Origin of the sequence: Duganella zoogloeoides (genome assembly GCF_034479515.1) — a bacterium.
Taxonomy (GTDB): Bacteria; Pseudomonadota; Gammaproteobacteria; order Burkholderiales; family Burkholderiaceae_D; genus Rugamonas; species Rugamonas zoogloeoides.
In genome coordinates this window covers 564,110-583,447 of sequence record NZ_CP140152.1, presented here as the reverse complement: position 1 = coordinate 583,447, position 19,338 = coordinate 564,110, and the positions used below count along the sequence as shown (strand labels likewise).

The window sequence follows — 19,338 nt, the reverse complement described above, 5'->3', positions numbered from 1 at the left end:
CCGCTCCAGACTGCAAGCAAGCTGGGCTTTATGGTCAGCGGTGACTGGTAAAGAACACCACGATCGCCACGCCGGTGGCGATCAACAGCACTTGCTGCACCGATTCGCGCAGCGTGGCGCGCCGCTGCATCTGGGGCATCAGGTCGCTCACGGCGATGTAGATGAAGCCCGACGACGCAAACACCAGCACGTACGGGATCAGGCTGCTGGCGCGGTCGAGGAAGTAGTAGCCGAGCAGGCCACCGGCGATCGACAACAGGCTGCACAGCAGGTTGTAGATGTAGGCACGCGTGCGCGAAAAACCGGCGTTGAGCAGCACGATGAAGTCGCCGATTTCCTGCGGGATTTCGTGGGCGATGATGGCCAGGCCCGTCACCAGGCCCAGTTGCGGGTCGGCCAGGAAGGCGGCCGCGATCAGGATGCCGTCGGTAAAATTGTGCATGCCGTCGCCGACCAGGATCATCCAGCCGGCCTTGCCGGCCTCGGACTTGTCGTGGCCGTGGTGGTGGTGATGGCCGTCGTGTTCGTGGTGGTGCGAGTGGCGCATGATGGCCAGCTTTTCCAGCACGAAGAACGCCAGCAGGCCCGCCAGCAGGGTCGCGAACAGGCTGCGCGGGCTGGCGGTGGAATCGAATGCTTCAGGCAGTGCATGCAGCAGCGAAGTGGCCAGCATCAGGCCGACCGACAGGCTGACCATGCGCTCGACCACCTTCGACAGCAGCGTAAACGAGAACACGGCAGCGGCCGATATGCTGACGACGCCGGCGAGCGTGGTCGCCAGAATGATGGAAATGAGTACGGGATCGATGGTATAGCCTCTTGTGCCTGGCCCGTCCACAGAGGGGGCCGGGGCGTTATTTTACCGCCCGGCACGCATTTCTGCTCATTTTTGGCTAAAAACAGCCTTCCTGGCCCATCGGTCCCTCTTTAGTCTGGCTTTACGCCACGCCGTTCTGCTTGAACCACGCCAGCATGCGGCCCCAGCCATCCTTGGCGTCCGCCTCGACGTAGCTGGGCCGGTAGTCGGCGTGGAAGGCGTGGCCCGAGTTCGGATAGACCACGAAAGTCGACTTGTTTGCGCCCTTGGCCAGCGCCGCTTTCATCGCTTCGACCGATTCCTGCGGAATGCCCGTATCTTTCAAACCGTACAGGCCCAGCACCGGCACGGTCAGAGATGGCGCGATATCGACCGGATGCCTGGGCGTGTTGGCGCTGGTAGTGCCCACCAGCCGGCCATACCACGCCACGCCGGCCTTGATGGCCGGATTGTGGGCGGCGTACAGCCAGGTCACGCGGCCGCCCCAGCAGAAACCGGTGATGGCGATCTTGTCCGGATTGCCGTTGTTGGCCTTGGCCCATGCCACCAGCGCGTCGAGATCGGTCATCACCTGCGCGTCCGGGGTCTTGGCGATGATGTCGCGTTGCAGTTCGGCGATCGAGGCGACCTTTTGCGGGTCGCCCTGGCGCACGAACAGGTCGGGCGCCAGCGCCAGGTAGCCGAGCTTGGCGAAGCGGCGGGCCACGTCGGCGATATGTTCGTGCACGCCGAAGATTTCGGAAATCACCAGCACCACCGGCAGGTTGGTCTTGCCTTCCGGCTGGGCGCGATAGACCGGCACGGCCTGGCCAGCCACGTCGAGCGTGATGGTGCCGGCGGTGAGGCCGGCAGTATCGGTCTTGATGACGTTTTGCGCGACCACCGGCATGGCGGCCACGGCAAAGCCCGTACCGAGCGCGACCTTGATGAAGTCACGGCGGTCGAGGCCGTCCGATAGCGGGGTTTTCAACAAACTCTCTGCGTCGCGTTGCAAGTCATCCATGCGTTTTCTCCGTCAGTGAAATAACTAAATTAGTGCGCCTCTTCCCAGTTTTTACCGACACCCACTTCCGCCAGCAGCGGCACTTTCAATTGCGCCACGCCTGCCATCAGTTCCGGCAGCTTCTGCTTGACCAGCTCCAGCTCGGCATCGGGCACTTCCAGCACCAGTTCGTCGTGTACCTGCATGATCATGCGGGTTTGCAATTTGTCCGCTTCCAGCCAGTTCTGCACTGCCACCATGGCCAGCTTGATCAGGTCGGCGGCCGTGCCTTGCATCGGCGCGTTGATTGCCGCGCGCTCGGCGCCCTGGCGGCGCGGGCCGTTCGGGGAATTGATTTCAGGCAGCCACAGGCGGCGGCCGAACACGGTTTCCACGTAGCCGCGCGCTTTCGCCTGCAGGCGGGTGTCGTCCATGTACTGCTTCACGCCCGAAAAGCGCGCGAAGTAGCGGTCGATGTAATTTTGCGCGGCGGCGCGCTCGATGTTCAGGTTGGCGGTCAGGCCGAACGCGCTCATGCCGTAGATCAAACCAAAATTGATCACCTTGGCGTAGCGGCGCTGCTCGCTGGTCACCTCGGCCGGCGGCACGCCGAAGATCTCGGCGGCGGTGGCGCGGTGGATGTCCTCGCCGTCGGCAAAGGCGCGCAGCATTGCTTCGTCGCCCGAGATATGGGCCATGATGCGCAGCTCGATCTGCGAATAGTCGGCCGACACCAGGTGACTGCCCGGCGGCGCAATGAACGCTTCGCGGATGCGGCGACCTTCCCTGGTGCGTACCGGGATGTTTTGCAGGTTGGGGTCGTTCGATGCCAGCCGGCCCGTCACCGCCACCGCCTGCGCGTAGTTGGTGTGCACGCGGCCGGTGTCCTGGTTGATCATCTTGGGCAGCTTGTCGGTGTACGTGGACTTGAGCTTGGACAGACTGCGGTATTCGAGCAGCACTTTCGGCAGCGGGTAGTCCTCGGCCAGCTTTTGCAGCACTTCCTCGTCGGTCGATGGTGCGCCGCTCGGGGTCTTTTTCACCACCGGCAGTTGCAGCTTCTGGAAGAAAATTTCGCCGATCTGCTTGGGCGAACCGAGGTTGAACGGCTGGCCGGCCAACTCGTGCGCCTGTGCTTCGAGTTCGACGATGCGCGCGCCCAGTTCGGCGGACTGGATGTCGAGCAGCGCGGCGTCGATGTGGACGCCGTTGCGTTCGATCTTTTGCAGCACCACGGCGGTCGGCAGCTCGATCTGGCGGTAGATGTAGTTGAGCTTGTCGTCGTTTTCCACCTGGGCCGCCATCACGCCGTGCAGGCGCAAGGTGATGTCGGCGTCCTCGGCCGCGTAGTCGGTGGCACGTTGCAGTTCCACCTTGTCGAACGTGATCATGTTGACGCCCTTGCCGCATACGTCCACGAACGGAATCGTGGTGTGATCGAGGTGGCGCAGGGCCAGGTCGTCCATGCCGTGGGTGCGGTGCGATTCGAACACGTACGATTGCAGCAGGGTGTCGTGGTGGATGCCGCGCAGCTGGACGCCGTGGTTGGCGAAGATGTGGCTGTCGTACTTGAGGTTCTGGCCCACCTTGAGCTTGCTGTCGTCTTCGAGCCATGGCTTGAGTTTTGCCAGCACGTGCTCGCGCGACAGCTGCTCCGGCACGCCCGCGTACGCGTGCGCGACCGGGATGTAGCAGGCCATGCCCGGCTCGGTGGACAGCGAGATGCCCACCAGTTGCGCGGTCATCGGTTCGAGCGACGTGGTTTCGGTATCGACTGCCGTCAACACGGCCGCATCGATCAGCGCCAGCCATTTATCGAGCTGGGCGTCGGTCAGCACCATCTCGTAGTTGACGTTGACCTTGGGCGGCTCGCCAAACATGTCCTGCGTGGCCGAGACCGCGCCGCCGGCCGGTACTGCCTTGGCAGCAGCAGCCGTGGCCGCAGCGGTGGGTGTCACCGCGCTCAGCTCGCGCATCAGGGTTTTGAAGCCGTACGTGGTGAAGAACGTGACCAGGGTGGGACCATCCTCGGGCCGCGCCACCAGCGATTCGCTGATCGACATCATGTGATCGGCCAGGTCGCAGTCGGTTTTTACCGTGATCAGCTCGCGGCTGCGCGGCAGCCAGGCCAGCGCGGTGCGCAGGTTTTCGCCGACGGCGCCGGTAATCTTGTCGGCATTGCTCATTACGCCGTCGAGCGAGTCGTAGGCGGTGAGCCATTTGAGCGCGGTTTTCGGGCCGCATTTCGAGACGCCCGGCACGTTATCGACCGTGTCGCCGATCAGGGTCAGGTAGTCGATGATGCGGTTCGGCGGCACGCCGAACTTGGCCAGCACACCGGCTTCGTCCATCTTCTCGTTGTTCATGGTGTTGATCAGCATGACGTTCGGATTGACCAGTTGCGCCAGATCCTTGTCGCCGGTGGACACCACCACCTTCATGCCGGCCTTGACCGCATCCACGCACAGGGTGCCGATCACGTCGTCCGCTTCCACGCCATCGACCATCAGGATCGGCCAGCCCATGGCCTTGACCGCCTCGTGGATCGGCTCGATCTGCAGGCGCAGGTCGTCCGGCATCGGCGCGCGCGTGGCCTTGTATTCGGGATACATATCGTCGCGGAAGGTTTTACCCTTGGCGTCGAACACGCAGGCGATGTAGGCGGCCGGGTAGTCGGCGCGCAGGCGGCGCAACATATTGACCATGCCGTGCATGGCGCCGGTGGGGTAGCCGTCCGGGCTGCGCAGGTCGGGCAGCGCGTGGAAAGCGCGATAAAGGTAACTGGAACCGTCGACTAACAGCAGGGTATTTTGCATAAGAAACTGATCTATGTGAGGGGCGTGCGGTGGCCGCAACAGTAACAGCAGCGGCGACTCGCAGAGTGAATGGCGCATTATCGCAGGTTTTAAGCAGCGCTTCGCCCGCCGCACGGGATTTCCAAAACTGAAATGGTTTCTTAAGGAAACCTTACTGAAGAGGCGGAAATGGGCTTTTTAGAGCAGGGATTCGTGCACGTTTGTTACAATGGACCATACTTAAAAATATCACGCATTCCCCACCCGGTCAGACTACGTCAAGGCGATCCATCATGAAGCGCACCTCCTCCCTTTTGCCTGTCCTGCTCCTCGCCATCGGCGCTCACGCCATGGCACAAACGCCGCCCAGCGACAAGCCGCCCAAGCTGGAAAAGCTGGAGGAGGTCACCGAAGATGGCGTCAACGTCAGATCCAACCAGTCGCAGCAGGGTACCCAGATCAAGGATAACCGCGACAATAACGGCAACCTGATCAACACCACCGTTACCGCCGGTGGCAGCACTTATACCGTGCGTCCGGCCCACCCGGCCGGCCCGGTACCGGTCGGCGAAGGTCCGGGCCCTACCTTGAGTGGCCCGCAATGGAAGGTGCTGGAATTCGGCGGCCCCAAGAAAAAGACCCCGGTAGAAGACGACAGCACCACTGACGTACCGCCGCCCGCCGCGCCCGTCACCAAATAAGCACCTGCGGCTGCGCTCCGGCGCAGCGCAGGATTTCGGCGCGCACGCTGTGCAGCGGCGCGCCCGTTCACCGAACCCATCAAGCTTCTCATGGCAGTGTTTACTCCGGTCACCCTGGACGACGTCAACCAGTGGATCACGCAATTTCCCCTCGGCAAGCCAACCGCCTTGAAAGGCATCGCTTCCGGCATCGAAAACAGCAATTTTTTCCTCGACACCGAGCAAGGTGAGTATGTACTCACTATCTTCGAGAACCTGTCGTTTGAGCAGCTACCATTCTACCTGCAACTGATGCGCCACCTGGCAGACCGCCAGGTACTGGTGCCGGCGCCGATTCCCAACCACCGGGGCGAGCTGATTGTCGCCCTGCACGGCAAGCCGGCCGCCATCGTCACCAAGCTCGAAGGCAGTTCGCAAATGGCGCCGCAACCGGTGCACTGCGCCGAAGTGGGCGCCATGCTGGCGCGCATGCACCTGGCCGGCCGCGACTATCCGCTGCAACAACCGAATCTGCGCGGCCTGGACTGGTGGAACGACACCACGCCCAAGGTCTTGCCGCACCTGTCCGACAGCAATGCGCACCTGCTGCGGGCCGAGATGCATTTCCAGGAAGCATTTGCCGGTTGCGACACATATAAGCAGTTGCAGACCGGACCCGTGCACGCCGACCTGTTCCGCAACAACGTGATGTTCGACGGCGAGCGCCTGACCGGCTTCTTCGACTTTTACTTTGCCGGCTGCGACACCTGGCTGTTCGACGTGGCCGTCACCGTCAACGACTGGTGTATCGATCTCGACACCGGCGTGCTCGACGTGGCGCGCGTGCGCGCCCTGCTCGACGCCTACCACGGCGTGCGGCCGTTCACCGCCGCCGAACAAACCGCCTGGCAACCGATGCTGCGCGCAGGCGCGCTGCGGTTCTGGCTCTCGCGGCTGTATGATTACTACCAGCCGCGGGAGGCAGAAATGCTTACGCCACACGATCCCACCCACTTTGAGCGCATCTTGCGCGAACGTATCGCCACGCTGGCGCCGAAGCTTTTTTGATGACTAAATACACCGCCCGCACCGGCGTGCACTGGGTTAAACAGGGCCTGCTGCTGTTCCGCAAGCAACCCGGCGGCCTGATGGCGCTGTTCTTTTGCTGCATGTTCCTGTCGATGTTCATCATGATCATCCCGGTCGGACAACTGGCCGTATTCCTGCTCACTCCGCTATTTTCGGTGGCCATGCTCGAAGGTTGCCGGCACGCGGACGAGGGCAAGCGCGCACTGCCCAATTTGTTGCTGAGCGGCTTCCGCAAGCCTGCCCGCGGTCCGCTGCTGACGCTGGGCGCGCTCAACCTGGTGGTATTGCTGCTCGCTGCCGTCGTGGTCTACAGCATGTCGGGCGACGTGCTGGCCCGCATCGCCGAGCATCCGGACAAGGTCGATCCCGCCCTGCTGCAAACCATGGTGGTGCCGATGCTGATCGCCTCGGCCATGTACACCATCACCTGGATCCTGACCTGCTTTGCCGCGCCGCTGGTGTTCTGGCAAAAAATCACGGTGGGCAAGGCGTTGTTCTTCAGCGTGGTATCGGTGGTGCGCGCCTTCAAGCCGATGTTCATCGCGACGGCGGCGCTGCACCTGCTGTATTTCGTCAGCTCCAACATCGTCGCGATGATCTTCGGTGCGTCGCAAATGGCGATGGCGGGGATTTTCACGCTGTTGCTGCTGTTGATCGTGCTGGCGCACTGCACCCTGTATGTGGCGTACCGCGACATGTTCGACCACCCGCAGGCAGCGGCGCCGGTGGATCTGGAAAAGCACGACAGGCCGGATACGATGGCGTAAAAAAAGGGCGCAGAGTGCGCCCTTTCTTGTATCAGTTATCGCCCCAACCGCTCCAGCTTGGCAATACTCAAATCGAGCACCTTCATCCCGGCGCTGCCGAAATTGATCTGCGCGCGGGCATTGGCGCCGCTGCCTTCGATGTTGACGATCACGCCCTCGCCGAACTTGGCATGCTCGACCGATTCGCCGATGCGCCAGCCCGATGACTTTTGCTGCATTTTCTGGGCGATCGCATTGTCCGAGCCGATCAATGGCGCCTCGTCCCACGCGGTTTTCTTGTTGGCGAACCAGTGGGTTTGCGCCTTGGCCGACAGCCACTTGAGTGCATCTTCCGGCAACTCGTCGAAGAAGCGCGATTTCATGTTGTAACGGGTTTGGCCGTGCAACATGCGCGTTTGCGCGAAGCACAGGTACAGGCGCTGGCGCGCGCGCGTGATCGCCACGTACATCAGGCGCCGCTCTTCCTCCACGCCGCCCTCCTCGCGCGAACTGCTCTCGTGCGGGAACAGGCCCTCTTCCAGCCCGGTGATGAACACGTTGTTAAATTCCAGGCCTTTGGCCGAGTGCACGGTCATCATCTGCACCGCCTGCTGGCCGGCCGTGGCCTGGTTGTCGCCCGCTTCGAGCGATGCGTGCGACAGGAACGCCGACAGCGGCGACATCACGGTAGCCAGCGGCGCGTCGGCATCTAAAATTTCGACGCCATCCTCGTTGACAATGGCCGCGCCCGCCTGCGCCTGCGACTGCGGCCCCAGGTGCGCGGGGGCGCCGTGACCGTAGCCCTCTTCCGCCACGAACTGGGTGGCGGCGCTGACCATTTGCTCCAGGTTTTCGATGCGGTCGGCGCCTTCCTTCTCGGTCTGGTAGTGGGTAAGCAGGCCGCTCGCTTCCAATACCAGGCGCACCAGCTCCGGCAACGCCATCTGCTGGCTCTCGAAGCGCGCGCTTTCGATCAATTTGACGAACCCGGCCAGCGACGTGCCGCCCTTGCCGGTCATGTAAGGCACGGCCGCGTACAGCGACACGCCGTACTGGGCTGACGCGCCCTGCAAGTTCTCGATGGTGCGGGCGCCGATGCCGCGCGTGGGGAAGTTCACCACGCGCATGAAGGCCGAGTCGTTGTGCGGGTTGTCCATCAATTGCAGGTACGAGATCAGGTGCTTGACCTCGGCGCGCTGGAAGTAGCGCAGGCCGCCGTACACGTGGTACGGAATGCCGGCCGAGAACAGCGCGTGCTCGATCACGCGCGACTGCGCGTTGGACCGGTACAGCACGGCGATTTCGCTGCGCGCGGCGCCGTCGGCGATCAGGTTTTTCGTTTCCTCGATGATCCACTGCGCCTCGCCCAGGTCGGACGTGGCTTCATACACGCGCACCTGCTCGCCGTGGCCGGCGTCGGTGCGCAGGTTCTTGCCCAGGCGCTTGCTGTTGTTGGCTATGAGCACGTTGGCCGCATCGAGGATATGGCCGTGCGAGCGGTAGTTCTGCTCCAGCTTGATCAGGTTCTTGACGTGAAACTCGCGCTCGAACGCAATCATGTTGCCCACGTTGGCGCCGCGGAACGCGTAAATGCTCTGGTCGTCGTCGCCAACCGCGAACAAGGCCCCGCCGCCGCCTTCGCCATGGCCGGCCAGCAGCTTGAGCCACTTGTACTGCAAATCGTTGGTATCCTGAAACTCATCGACCAGGATGTGCTGGAAGCGCTGCTGGTAGTGCTGGCGCAGCGGCTGGTTGCGGCTCAGCAGTTCATACGTGCGCAGCAGCAGCTCGGCAAAATCGACCACGCCTTCGCGCTGGCATTGATCGTCGTACAGCTGGTAGAGCTCGACCTTCTTGCGCTCATCGGCGTTGTACGGTTCGATCTTGTCGGCACGCAGGCCCTGGTCCTTGGCGCCGTTGATGAAGTACATCACCTCTTTCGGTGGAAACTTTTCGTCATCGACATTATTGGCCTTGATCAGGCGCTTGATGGCGGACAGCTGATCTTGCGAATCGAGAATCTGGAACGTCTGCGGCAGCGCGGCGTCGCGGTAGTGCGTACGCAGCAGCCGGTTGCACAGGCCGTGGAAGGTGCCGATCCACATGCCGCGCGTGTTAATCGGCATCATGGCCGACAGGCGCGTCATCATCTCCTTGGCGGCTTTATTGGTAAAGGTCACGGCCAGGATGCCCGACGGCGACACCTGCCCGGTCTGGATCAACCAAGCGATACGGGTGGTCAGCACGCGGGTTTTGCCGGAACCGGCGCCCGCCAGGATCAGGGCGCTCTGGGCCGGCAGGGTGACGGCGGCCAGTTGTTCGTCGTTCAGGTTATGGAGAAGATTTTGCATCCCGTGATTATACCGGGATGCCTGGTCAAGCACCGCCAGCCACCGCGTCGGGCCCGGACACCGGCTGGCGCCAGGTTGGTCGCGCGTTGGCAGTCGGTGGATAGTCAGTGGCACCCAGTTGGAAGCCAGTTGGCAGTCGTTTGACAGCCGGCAGGCAGTCGGTTGGCAGTCGCATGGCGGCAAAGTGACGCCGTGCTGGCGGGTGCTGGCGCCGGTTGGGCAAGGTGGCACGCCGGGCATCACGCCCGGGGTGCCAGTCGCACCATCAGGCCGACGGCGTGGTGGCCACGGCCTTGCCGCTGCCGAGCGCTTGTTTGAATACCGCTTTCATGGCCAGTTCGGCCTCGCGCTGGGCTTGCGCACGCTGGCGCCCCAGTGCGCCCATTTCGCGGCCTATCACGCCCATCGGCTTGCTCAGTTCGGCCATGCGGCGGCCCATGTCCTGGCCCACTTTGGCCGACTGCGCCACCAGGCGGAGTTGCTGGGCGTCCATCTCGCGCGCCAGTGGCGCCAGCTGCGCCTGCAACTGCGCGCGCCGGGCGTCGAGCGCGGCCCGCTTGTCGGTGTCCGAGGCGGGCAAGGCCGCGCGCTCCAGCGCCACCTGTGCCAGGCTTTGGGCAATGATGGCCTGTTGGGCGGCGGCGCGGCCGATCTCGTGGCCACGCTGCTCGACCTCGCGCAGCCCGCCATTGGCCTCCAGGTTCAGGCGCATTTTCTCGGCGGCCGCTTCCATCACCTTGCCTTGCGCCTGCATCTTGTCGCCGTGAACCTTCATTTGCGCGTCGAGTTTCTGCACCGGCACCCAGGCGGCAATCGCTTGCGCCACCAGCGCCGGGTCTTCGATCACGTAGCTCTTGTCGCGCTCGGCAAACCAGATGAATTCGCCCTTGATGGTCTTGCGCAGGTCAGCCACCTTGAGCATGTCGTCGGTGTTGCCGGCGATCAGCATGCGGCTACGGTCGAGCGGCACCAGCGCATACGCGCTGTCGCGCTTGCCTCTGAGCATGGTCATCCCCTCGATACTGACTTGGGATTGCATGGCATGGTCAGCCATCGGCGCTGCCGGGGCTGCTGGGGCCGCTGGAGCTGCTGGTGCTGCCGGCGCAGCGGGGGCTGCGGGGGCAGCGGGGGCTGCGGGGGCAGCGAGCGCGACCAGTTCCGGAACAGCTTTCGGCGCGGCAGGGACTGGCGGCAGTGCGGGCATGGCCGGCGCGGCCGGGGCCACTGCGGCTAACGGCTCGGCAGAAGCAGCAACTTCCGACGCCTCGGCCGCATCCATCGCATCGGGCGAACTCGGCGCATCGGCCGCATCTGTAGCATTCGACACATCAAGCGCATTCGATGCCTCCTGCACAGCGGCCACGGCAGCCGCTGTCGGCGCCAGTGCGGCGCCAGGCTGCGCAGCGGCCGGCGGGTTGGGCGCGGCCTGCACATAGAATACGGCGCTGGCTGCGCACAGGCCCAGCAGCGGGACCACCATTTTCCAGCTGACCGGTTCGACATCGGGACGCAGCAAGCGTTTAATACGAGACATAAGATTTCCTCCATGCGCCGCGTGGGCAAGTTGTACGGTATCGAACTGGAATTTATCCAGCTCGGACAAGGCCTTTGCCAGCATCTGCGGTTGACCGAGCATGGACACTGCCAGGTCATCGGCGATTTGTTCTCGCTCTATGCGGATGCGGCGCGACAAGGCCCAAACACTTGGGTGATAGAACAGCACGATTTCCACCGCGCTTTGAATCAGGTTGACCAGGTAATCACGGCGCTTGATGTGCGCCAGCTCGTGCGCCAGCAACGCTTCGAGCAATTCGGGCGGCATGCCGGTGATCAGGGATGCCGGCACCAGCACGATCGGACGCCAGCAGCCGGCCGTGACCGGGCTGTCGAGGCCATCGGCCACGCCGAGGCGCACGTGCAGGTCGAGGCCGGCGCGGCGCGCCAGGCACGAGAGGCGGCGCTGCCAGTAGTGGTTGACGGTGTAGCGGTCGCTGCGGGTGCGTTCGGCTACCCACTTGAGGCCGATGGCCAGGCGCAGCGACATCAGCGCCGCACCGGCCAGCCACAGGCCGACGACCCACGGCAGCTGGCCGCGCAGCACGGCTTCCCAGCCGGCCAGCGCGGGCTGGTCCAGCAAGGAGACAGGCGCGGCATTGGCGCCGGATACAAACGAAGGAATCAGGGTGATGGCGCCGAGGCTGGCGCCAGGAGAGGCATCGGCGGCGTGGAGCTGGCTGAGGACGCTGGCAACCGGCAGCGCCGCGCACAGCAGCAAGCCAGCGCAGGCCACCGCGTAACGGGTGTGCGGCCGGGCGCGGCGCAGCAGGTGCATGGACAACGCCACGGCCCAGCCGATCAGCAGGCCCTGCCAGATAAAATGCAACAGCGCCCAGCCGACGGCAGGCACCAGAGTTTGCAATACGTCCATGCCGCACTCCCCTTGTGATGGAATGTAGAATAAATTATCTAGATAATTAAGTCTAGAACTTTTTTTCTACTTCCACCGGGGAGTAAAAATTAATAAAGTACCACGGAGCGGATCGACTCTCCCGACTTCATCAGGTCGAAACCTTCGTTGATGCGCTCGAGCGGCAAACGGTGGGTGATCAGGTCGTCGATATTGAGCTTGCCTTCCATGTACCAGTCGACGATCTTCGGCACGTCGGTGCGGCCACGGGCGCCACCAAAGGCGGAACCTTTCCACTCGCGGCCCGTCACCAGCTGGAACGGCCGGGTCGAGATTTCCTGGCCGGCCGCCGCCACGCCGATGATGAACGACTGTCCCCAACCCTTGTGGGTGCACTCGAGCGCTTCGCGCATCAGTTGCGTGTTGCCCACGCACTCGAAACTGTAGTCGGCGCCGCCGTCGGTCAGTTGCACGATGTGGTCAACCACGTTTGGCGTGTCTTTCGGGTTGATGAAGTGCGTCATGCCGAACTTGCGCGCCATCTCCTGGCGGTTCGGGTTGATATCGACCCCGATGATCTTGTCGGCGCCCACCATCTTGGCCGCCTGGATCACGTTCAGGCCGATGCCGCCCAGGCCGAACACCACCACGTTGGCGCCCGCCTCCACCTTGGCCGAGAACACCACGGCGCCCACGCCGGTGGTCACGCCGCAACCGATGTAGCAAACCTTGTCGAACGGCGCGTCTTCGCGGATTTTCGCCAGTGCGATTTCCGGCACCACGATGTAGTTCGAGAAAGTCGAGGTACCCATGTAATGGAACAGCGGCTTGCCGTCGAGCGAGAAGCGGCTGGTGGCGTCGGGCATCAGGCCCCGGCCTTGCGTGGAACGGATCGCCTGGCACAGGTTGGTCTTGCGCGACAGGCAGAATTTGCACTGGCGGCATTCCGGGGTGTACAGCGGGATGACGTGGTCGTCTTTTTTGAGGGTGGTCACGCCGGGGCCGACATCGACCACGATGCCCGCGCCTTCATGGCCGAGAATCGCCGGGAAAATGCCTTCCGGGTCGGCGCCGGACAGCGTGTAGTAGTCGGTATGGCAGATGCCGGTGGCCTTGAGTTCGATCAGCACCTCGCCGGCGCGCGGGCCTTGCAGGTCCACTTCCTCGATCGTCAACGGCTGGCCCGCGCTCCATGCTACGGCTGCTTTGGTTTTCATCGTTCGTCCTCTGGCTGTTATCTGGAATGCTCCATGATAACAAGCCAGGGACGATCTGTGGGCTCCCCACTTTTATGTAAGCGCCTGACAAAGCCTCCAGAGCAAGGCACAGCGACGAAGACAGTACGAATGTACGGCGAGGAGCTGTAACGCCGCTCTGGAGATTTTGTCAGGCGCTTACTGCGGTTCTACTGGCATGGTGCTGCCGAGATCGAGCAAATCGGAAACCGTGCGCCACAGCTGGCGCGGCGACGTCCACGGCTTGGGCAGGAAGGCGCCGCCGCGGATGTCGGCTTCGGGGTGGCGCGCCGAATACACCAGCACGCGGGCGCCCGGCTGCAAATGGTGCAGGTTGTCGAGCAGCAGGCCGGCGTCGCCGTCGCGCAGTTCGGGATCGATCACCACCAGCGCGAACTGTTCGCTCAGCAGCAAGTCCTGGGCGGCAGCAATGGTCGTGACGTGGGTGACGCGGGTTTCCGGCACCAGCAGCGCGGTCAGCACCAGCGCGGTGTCGGCATCGCTGTCGATGTGCAGCACGCGCGGGGCGGTGACGTAAATGGAAAAGCCGATGGCGGCGCTCTGGTCCTGGTCGGAACGTTGGGTGTTGCTGGAAGTATCGAAAGGCATGGCGGTCTCCGCAAAAAATCACAGCCGTCAGCAAGACTGACGGAAACGATCGGCGGAGTTGGGCCGAGAACTGGGGGACGGGCGCAGGGAAAAGGCGGCCCGAACGGTGGCAGGCGGAGCGCGATCACGCGGCCTGCTGCATCGTGCTGCAGCATGGATATACCGCAGACAGTTCACAGTGTACAACAAAAATGCCGTAGAGCAAGCAGCTCGACGGCATTGCTGTCTATTTTTTCAGACGCTGGCTGAATGCAGCATGCAAGCCATTGAGGGTTTCTTCGGCCGCCAGCAACTGGTCGGCCACCTCGTTGACCTTGCGCCGGTTCGAGCGCGCATGGTCGCGCAACACTTCGAACGCGGTGTTGCGGTCGGTCTGGAATTTGCACATCAACAGGCCCACGGCCAGGCTGGTTTCGCGGCCGGCGGCCAGCGCCGCGTTCAGGTTCAACTCGGTGCGGCGCAGCTGGCGGATTTCGTCGGCGCGCGCCAGGCCGGCGGCAAACGCCGGCATCAGCTGCTTCTCGTCCACCGGCTTGACCAGGAAACCGACCGCGCCATACGAGGCGGCCTGCTTGCCGGCATCGGCATCGCCACGGCCGGACAGGAACATGAACGGCACCGAACTGGTGGCGTGCAACTGCTTGGCCAGTTCCAGGCCGGTCATGCCGGGCATGTGGATGTCCAGCAGCGCCATATCGGGTTCGCGCTGGGCGATCAGTTGCAGCGCTTGCTCTGCCGACGAGGCCTTGAGGATGTCGTAACCGGCATGGCCGAGCACTTCGCCCAGGAAATCGAGCAATAACGGGTCGTCATCGACAATCAGGATGGGACGCTTCTGGGGCAGGGAATTGGGCATGTGGCGGCAACCTTGGGCTATTGCTAACGACCCCATTATAAAGCCGAAAAGCTTCCATCACTCAAGGTTTTCCTGTGGAGAATTACCCTGCCACAGGCCTGGAAAACAACGCTGCAAAAGCATGCACCGCCCGCGCCACGCTGTCGGCCTGATTTTCGGTCCGATAAACGCTGGTGATTGCCGCCACCATATCGGCACCCCGCGCAACCAGCGGTGCGGCGTTTTGCGGGGTCATGCCGCCGATCACCACGGTCGGCACGCGGATCACGGCGCGCGCCTGGTCGAGCAATTCGGGCCGTGTGACGAAATCATATTTCTTGACCAGCGACGGATAAAAACCGCCGAACGCCACGTAACTGGCGCCGTCGTTCTGCGCGGCCACCGCCAGCGCCAGGTCGCCGTAGCACGAGGCGCCGATGATCTTGTCGGCGCCCAGTTGCGCGCGCACGGCAGCCACGCCGGCGTCGGTGCCGCCCAGGTGTACGCCGTCCGCACCGATTTCCTGGCACAGATCGACGAAGTCGTTGACGATGAACGGCACGCCATAGCGCCGGCACAGCGCCAGCAGCGCCGCGGCCTGCGCGCGGCGCCGGGCCGGGCCGGCGTCCTTGTGGCGATATTGCAGCAATGCGATGCTGCCCTTGCCGGCTTGCAGCGCCTGCTCGGTCACGGCCAGCAGTTGATCGGTGTCGTCCCAGTTGGGAGTGACCAGGTAAAGTCCTTGCATGATGCTCTCCTTGCAAGGCCGGCGGTCGCGCTGCGCCGATGCGGCCTGCGGATAAAGTGGTGGGTAGGTGGTCGGTAAGGGGTGGCTAACTTCATCGGTGCGGCATGCGCTGCCCGGCGGCCACCGCGTAGGCGTCGCGCAGCGCGCCAAAGCAGTAATGCTGGGCTCGCTCAAGCGCAGCGACCAGTGGCAGCCGCAGCGCCAGGTGGCCGGCGATGGCGGCGGCGAGGGTGCAGCCGCTGCCGTGAAACTGGCCCGGCAGGCGCTGCCACTGCCATTGGTGGTCCACATCACCGTAACAGTGGTTGAGCAGGTGCGGACCATCGTCGTGGCCGCCCGTGATCAGTACGTTGCGGCAGCCCTGCCCGCGCAGCATGGCCGCTTGCGCCGCGCCTGCTTCGACACCGGTGAGGCGATATGCCTCCGGGCCGTTGGGCGTGAGCACTGTCGCCAGCGCCAGCAACGGCGCCAGCGCGGCCACCGCATCGCCGGGCGTGAGCACGTCGCCGTGGCCGCTGGCCAGCACCGGGTCCAGCACGACCGGCAGCTGCGGCTGCACGCGCCGCAGTGCGCGGATCACGTCGGCAATCGCCAGCGCATTGGCGGCGCTGCCGGGAATGCCGATCTTGACCGCGCCGATCGCCATCTTGCCGGTCAGCGCGCGCGCTTGGCGCAGCACCAGGTCGGTGGCCACCGGTTCGACCGCAAACACCCGGTCGTTGTCCTGCACCGTGAGCGCCGTGCACACGGTCAGCGCGTGCGCGCCCTGCGCCGCCACCGCCTGCGCATCGGCCACCAGGCCGGCGCCGCCGGACGGATCGAGCCCGGAAAACACCAGCACGCACGGGCGCTGAACCGGCGCAGTGACCGCACTCATGGGCGCGCGCGCCGCACGGTTGCCGGCGTCGCGGACGTCGTCGCCCCGGCAACGGGCACGGCGGTCGCCGTCGCCGGGGCGCCGCCAACGGTTCCAACCATCGACGTCGCCGGCACGCCGCCAGCCATGCCCGCACGCGCGCCTGCCGTCGCTATGCCGTAATGTTTCGCCGGCTTTGCGGGCGCCATCACGCGGGCGCTCATGCCAGCCGGCCCGCCATCGGCGACGACGGCGATGCGGCGAATTTGCGGGCGATGCGGCCGGCCAGGAATGCTTCGCGCCCGGCCTGCACACCGAGCTGCATGGCGCGCGCCATGCGTACCGGGTCGCGCGCGCCGGCAATGGCCGTGTTCATCAGCACGCCGTCACAGCCCAGTTCCATGGCGATCGCCGCGTCCGACGCCGTGCCCACGCCGGCATCGACCAGCACCGGCACCTTGGCCTGCTCGATGATCAGCGACAGGTTCCACGGGTTGAGGATGCCCATGCCGGAGCCGATCAGGGACGCCAGCGGCATCACCGCCACGCAGCCAATGTCCTCTAAAATCTTGGCCTGGATCGGATCGTCGCTGCAATACACCATCACGTCGAAGCCGTCTTTGACGAGTGCCTCGGCCGCGATCAGGGTTTCCGGCATGTGCGGGAACAGCGTTTTTTCGTCGCCGAGCACTTCGAGCTTGACCAGCTTGTGACCGTTGAGCAGTTCGCGCGCCATCTGCAAGGTATAGATCGCGTCCTTGGCCGTGTAGCAGCCGGCCGTGTTGGGCAGGATCGTGTACTGCGACGGCGGCAGCACGTCGAGCAGGCTCGGCGCTGTCGGATCCTGGCCGATGTTGACGCGGCGAATCGCCACGGTGATGATTTCCGCGCCGGCCGCATCGGTGGCCTCGCGGGTCTGTTGCAGGTCGCGGTACTTGCCGCTGCCGACCAGCAGGCGCGATTGATAGGTTTTTCCTGCGATGGTCAATAAGTCTTGGTTCATATAGCTTCCTTGTTGTTCAGCCGCCGCCGATGGCGCGCACGATGTCCACCTTGTCCTGCGGTTGCAGCTCACGGTACGGCCATTGCTGGCGCGGCACCACTGCGCGGTTGACGGCCAGCGCCAGCGCCTGGCCCGTCAATGACAAGCCATCGATCAGCTGGTCCAGGGTCTGGCGCGCCGGCACCGCGTGCGGCGCGCCATTCAATTCGATTTCGATCATCGATAGCGTCCCTTCACAACTTGCGATACAGCTCGGCGCCGTTCCTGATGAATTCCACCGCCTTGACCTGCATGCCCTGCGCCAGCGCGGCGCCGTCGGTCATGCCGTTGGCAGCCGCGTACTCGCGCACTTCCTGGGTGATCTTCATCGAGCAGAAATGCGGGCCGCACATCGAACAGAAATGCGCGACCTTGGCCGAGTCTTTCGGCAGCGTCTCGTCGTGGAATTCGCGCGCCTTGTCGGGATCGAGTCCCAGGTTGAACTGGTCGTCCCAGCGGAATTCGAAGCGCGCTTTCGACAAGGCGTTGTCGCGGATCTGCGCGCCCGGGTGGCCCTTGGCCAGGTCGGCCGCGTGCGCGGCGATCTTGTACGTGATGATGCCGTCCTTGACGTCGTTCTTGTCGGGCAGGCCCAAGTGCTCCTTCGGCGTCACGTAGCACAGCATGGCCGTGCCATACCAGCCGATCTGCGCGGCGCCGATGCCGGACGTGATGTGGTCGTAGCCGGGCGCGATATCGGTGGTCAGGGGCCCCAGCGTGTAGAACGGCGCTTCGTGGCACTGTTCCAGTTGCAGGTCCATGTTCTCCTTGATCAGCTGCATCGGCACGTGGCCGGGGCCTTCGATCATTACCTGCACGTCGTGCTTCCAGGCGATTTGCGTGAGCTCACCGAGGGTTTTCAGTTCGCCCAGTTGCGCTTCGTCGTTGGCGTCGTAGATCGAGCCGGGGCGCAGGCCGTCGCCAAGCGAGAACGACACGTCATAGGCCTTCATGATCTGGCAGATCTCTTCGAAATGCGTGTACAGGAACGACTCCTGGTGGTGCGCCAGGCACCACTTGGCCATGATCGAACCGCCGCGCGAGACGATGCCGGTCAGCCTTTTCGCGGTCAGAGGCACATAGCGCAGCAGCACGCCGGCGTGGATGGTGAAGTAGTCGACGCCCTGTTCCGCCTGCTCGATCAGGGTGTCGCGGAAGATTTCCCAGGTCAGGTCTTCGGCCTTGCCGTTGACTTTTTCCAGCGCCTGGTAGATCGGCACCGTGCCGATCGGCACCGGGCTGTTACGGATGATCCATTCGCGCGTTTCGTGGATATGCTTACCGGTGGACAGGTCCATCACGTTGTCGCCGCCCCAGCGGATGGCCCAGGTCATCTTTTCCACTTCCTCGCCGATCGAGGACGTGACCGCCGAGTTGCCGATATTGGCGTTGATCTTGACCAGGAAATTGCGGCCGATGATCATCGGCTCCACTTCCGGGTGGTTGATGTTGGCGGGGATGATGGCACGGCCACGGGCGATTTCGTCGCGCACGAATTCGGGCGTGATCTCCAGCGGGATGCTGGCGCCGAACGACTGCCCCGGGTGCTGGCGGCCCATCAAATCGGCCAGGCGCTGGCCCATCGGGCCGGAGTCTTTCAATTCGGCCAGGTACTCGCGGCGACGCAGGTTTTCGCGGATCGCCACGTATTCCATCTCGGGCGTGACGATGCCCTGGCGCGCATAGTGCATCTGGGTGACGTTGCGCCCTTCCCGTGCGCGGCGCGGCAGCCGGTGCAAATTAAAACGCAGCTCGGCGAGCGCCGGATCGGCCAGGCGCGCCTGACCGTACTCGGACGTGGGACCGCTCAGTTCCTCGGTGTCGTCGCGCTCGAGTATCCAAGGCAGGCGCGGCGTGGCGGCCAGGCCCGAGCGGATGTCGATCACGGCCTCGGGGTCGGTGTACGGACCCGACGTGTCGTACACGTAAACCGGTGGATTGGTCTCGAAGCCGAACGAGGCGGGCGTGTCGGCCTGGGTGATGCGGCGCATCGGCACGCGCAGGTCGGGACGGCTGCCTTGTATATAGACTTTGCTGGAATTGGGCAGCGGGTGGATCGCTGCCTGGTCCACCGTGGCGGTGGCGGACAGGAATTTCTGGTGGGCGTTCATGTGGCTCCTTGGTTGGCTACAGGAGCCAGCAAAGG

Annotated in this window: 16 protein-coding genes; 3 read left to right on the top strand and 13 right to left on the bottom strand. The window is 64.0% G+C overall.

The window, feature by feature from the left end:
• Positions 1-34 precede the first annotated feature (34 nt).
• The 3 genes from SR858_RS02615 to polA all read right to left on the bottom strand — a co-directional run bounded on the left by SR858_RS02615 (position 35) and on the right by polA (position 4,615).
• A complete protein-coding gene (locus SR858_RS02615) occupies positions 35-736 on the bottom strand; it encodes a ZIP family metal transporter (protein WP_322534605.1) in 702 nt (233 codons plus the stop codon).
• 202 nt (positions 737-938) lie between these two features.
• On the bottom strand, positions 939-1,820 hold the full coding sequence (locus SR858_RS02610; protein ID WP_019924663.1) for a dienelactone hydrolase family protein: 882 nt from the start codon (positions 1,818-1,820) through the stop codon (positions 939-941).
• Between the two features lie 29 nt (positions 1,821-1,849).
• Positions 1,850-4,615 (bottom strand): DNA polymerase I, encoded by a 2,766-nt coding sequence (gene polA / locus SR858_RS02605; protein ID WP_019924664.1) that lies wholly within the window; start codon positions 4,613-4,615, stop codon positions 1,850-1,852.
• 272 nt (positions 4,616-4,887) lie between these two features.
• On the opposite strand from polA, the gene SR858_RS02600 reads away from it, so the two are divergent.
• The 3 genes from SR858_RS02600 (at position 4,888) to SR858_RS02590 (ending at position 7,130) form a co-directional block, all read left to right on the top strand.
• Positions 4,888-5,295, top strand: coding sequence for a hypothetical protein (locus SR858_RS02600; protein ID WP_019924665.1), 408 nt, complete (start codon positions 4,888-4,890; stop codon positions 5,293-5,295).
• Positions 5,296-5,385: 90 nt separating this feature from the next.
• The gene (locus SR858_RS02595; protein ID WP_019924666.1) at positions 5,386-6,342 is read left to right on the top strand and encodes a homoserine kinase; all 957 of its coding nucleotides are present in this window, start codon (positions 5,386-5,388) and stop codon (positions 6,340-6,342) included.
• Entirely contained in the window at positions 6,342-7,130 is a 789-nt protein-coding gene (locus tag SR858_RS02590) for a BPSS1780 family membrane protein (RefSeq protein ID WP_019924667.1), read from the top strand. The genes SR858_RS02595 and SR858_RS02590 overlap by 1 nt, the downstream gene beginning before the upstream one ends.
• 35 nt (positions 7,131-7,165) lie before the next feature.
• Here the strand turns inward: SR858_RS02590 and SR858_RS02585 are convergent, their stop codons facing one another.
• The 10 genes from SR858_RS02585 to thiC all read right to left on the bottom strand — a co-directional run bounded on the left by SR858_RS02585 (position 7,166) and on the right by thiC (position 19,303).
• On the bottom strand, positions 7,166-9,460 hold the full coding sequence (locus tag SR858_RS02585) for a UvrD-helicase domain-containing protein (RefSeq protein ID WP_019924668.1): 2,295 nt from the start codon (positions 9,458-9,460) through the stop codon (positions 7,166-7,168).
• Between the two features lie 265 nt (positions 9,461-9,725).
• Positions 9,726-11,888, bottom strand: coding sequence for a M56 family metallopeptidase (locus SR858_RS02580; protein WP_019924669.1), 2,163 nt, complete (start codon positions 11,886-11,888; stop codon positions 9,726-9,728).
• Between the two features lie 89 nt (positions 11,889-11,977).
• Entirely contained in the window at positions 11,978-13,084 is a 1,107-nt protein-coding gene (locus tag SR858_RS02575) for an S-(hydroxymethyl)glutathione dehydrogenase/class III alcohol dehydrogenase (RefSeq protein ID WP_322534335.1), read from the bottom strand.
• Positions 13,085-13,261: 177 nt separating this feature from the next.
• On the bottom strand, positions 13,262-13,711 hold the full coding sequence (locus SR858_RS02570; RefSeq protein ID WP_019924362.1) for a response regulator: 450 nt from the start codon (positions 13,709-13,711) through the stop codon (positions 13,262-13,264).
• 226 nt (positions 13,712-13,937) lie between these two features.
• Positions 13,938-14,567, bottom strand: coding sequence for an ANTAR domain-containing response regulator (locus SR858_RS02565; protein WP_019924363.1), 630 nt, complete (start codon positions 14,565-14,567; stop codon positions 13,938-13,940).
• Positions 14,568-14,649: 82 nt separating this feature from the next.
• The gene (thiE, locus tag SR858_RS02560; protein WP_019924364.1) at positions 14,650-15,294 is read right to left on the bottom strand and encodes a thiamine phosphate synthase; all 645 of its coding nucleotides are present in this window, start codon (positions 15,292-15,294) and stop codon (positions 14,650-14,652) included.
• A gap of 91 nt (positions 15,295-15,385) precedes the next feature.
• Positions 15,386-16,171, bottom strand: coding sequence for a bifunctional hydroxymethylpyrimidine kinase/phosphomethylpyrimidine kinase (gene thiD / locus SR858_RS02555; protein ID WP_019924365.1), 786 nt, complete (start codon positions 16,169-16,171; stop codon positions 15,386-15,388).
• Positions 16,172-16,370: 199 nt separating this feature from the next.
• On the bottom strand, positions 16,371-17,153 hold the full coding sequence (locus SR858_RS02550; RefSeq protein WP_019924366.1) for a thiazole synthase: 783 nt from the start codon (positions 17,151-17,153) through the stop codon (positions 16,371-16,373).
• Positions 17,154-17,169: 16 nt separating this feature from the next.
• Positions 17,170-17,373: a sulfur carrier protein ThiS gene (gene thiS, locus SR858_RS02545; RefSeq protein WP_019924367.1), complete on the bottom strand. Its 204-nt coding sequence runs from the start codon at positions 17,371-17,373 to the stop codon at positions 17,170-17,172.
• A gap of 13 nt (positions 17,374-17,386) precedes the next feature.
• Positions 17,387-19,303, bottom strand: a complete 1,917-nt coding sequence (gene thiC, locus SR858_RS02540) for a phosphomethylpyrimidine synthase ThiC (protein ID WP_019924368.1) — start codon at positions 19,301-19,303, stop codon at positions 17,387-17,389.
• Between the last annotated feature and the right edge of the window lie 35 nt (positions 19,304-19,338).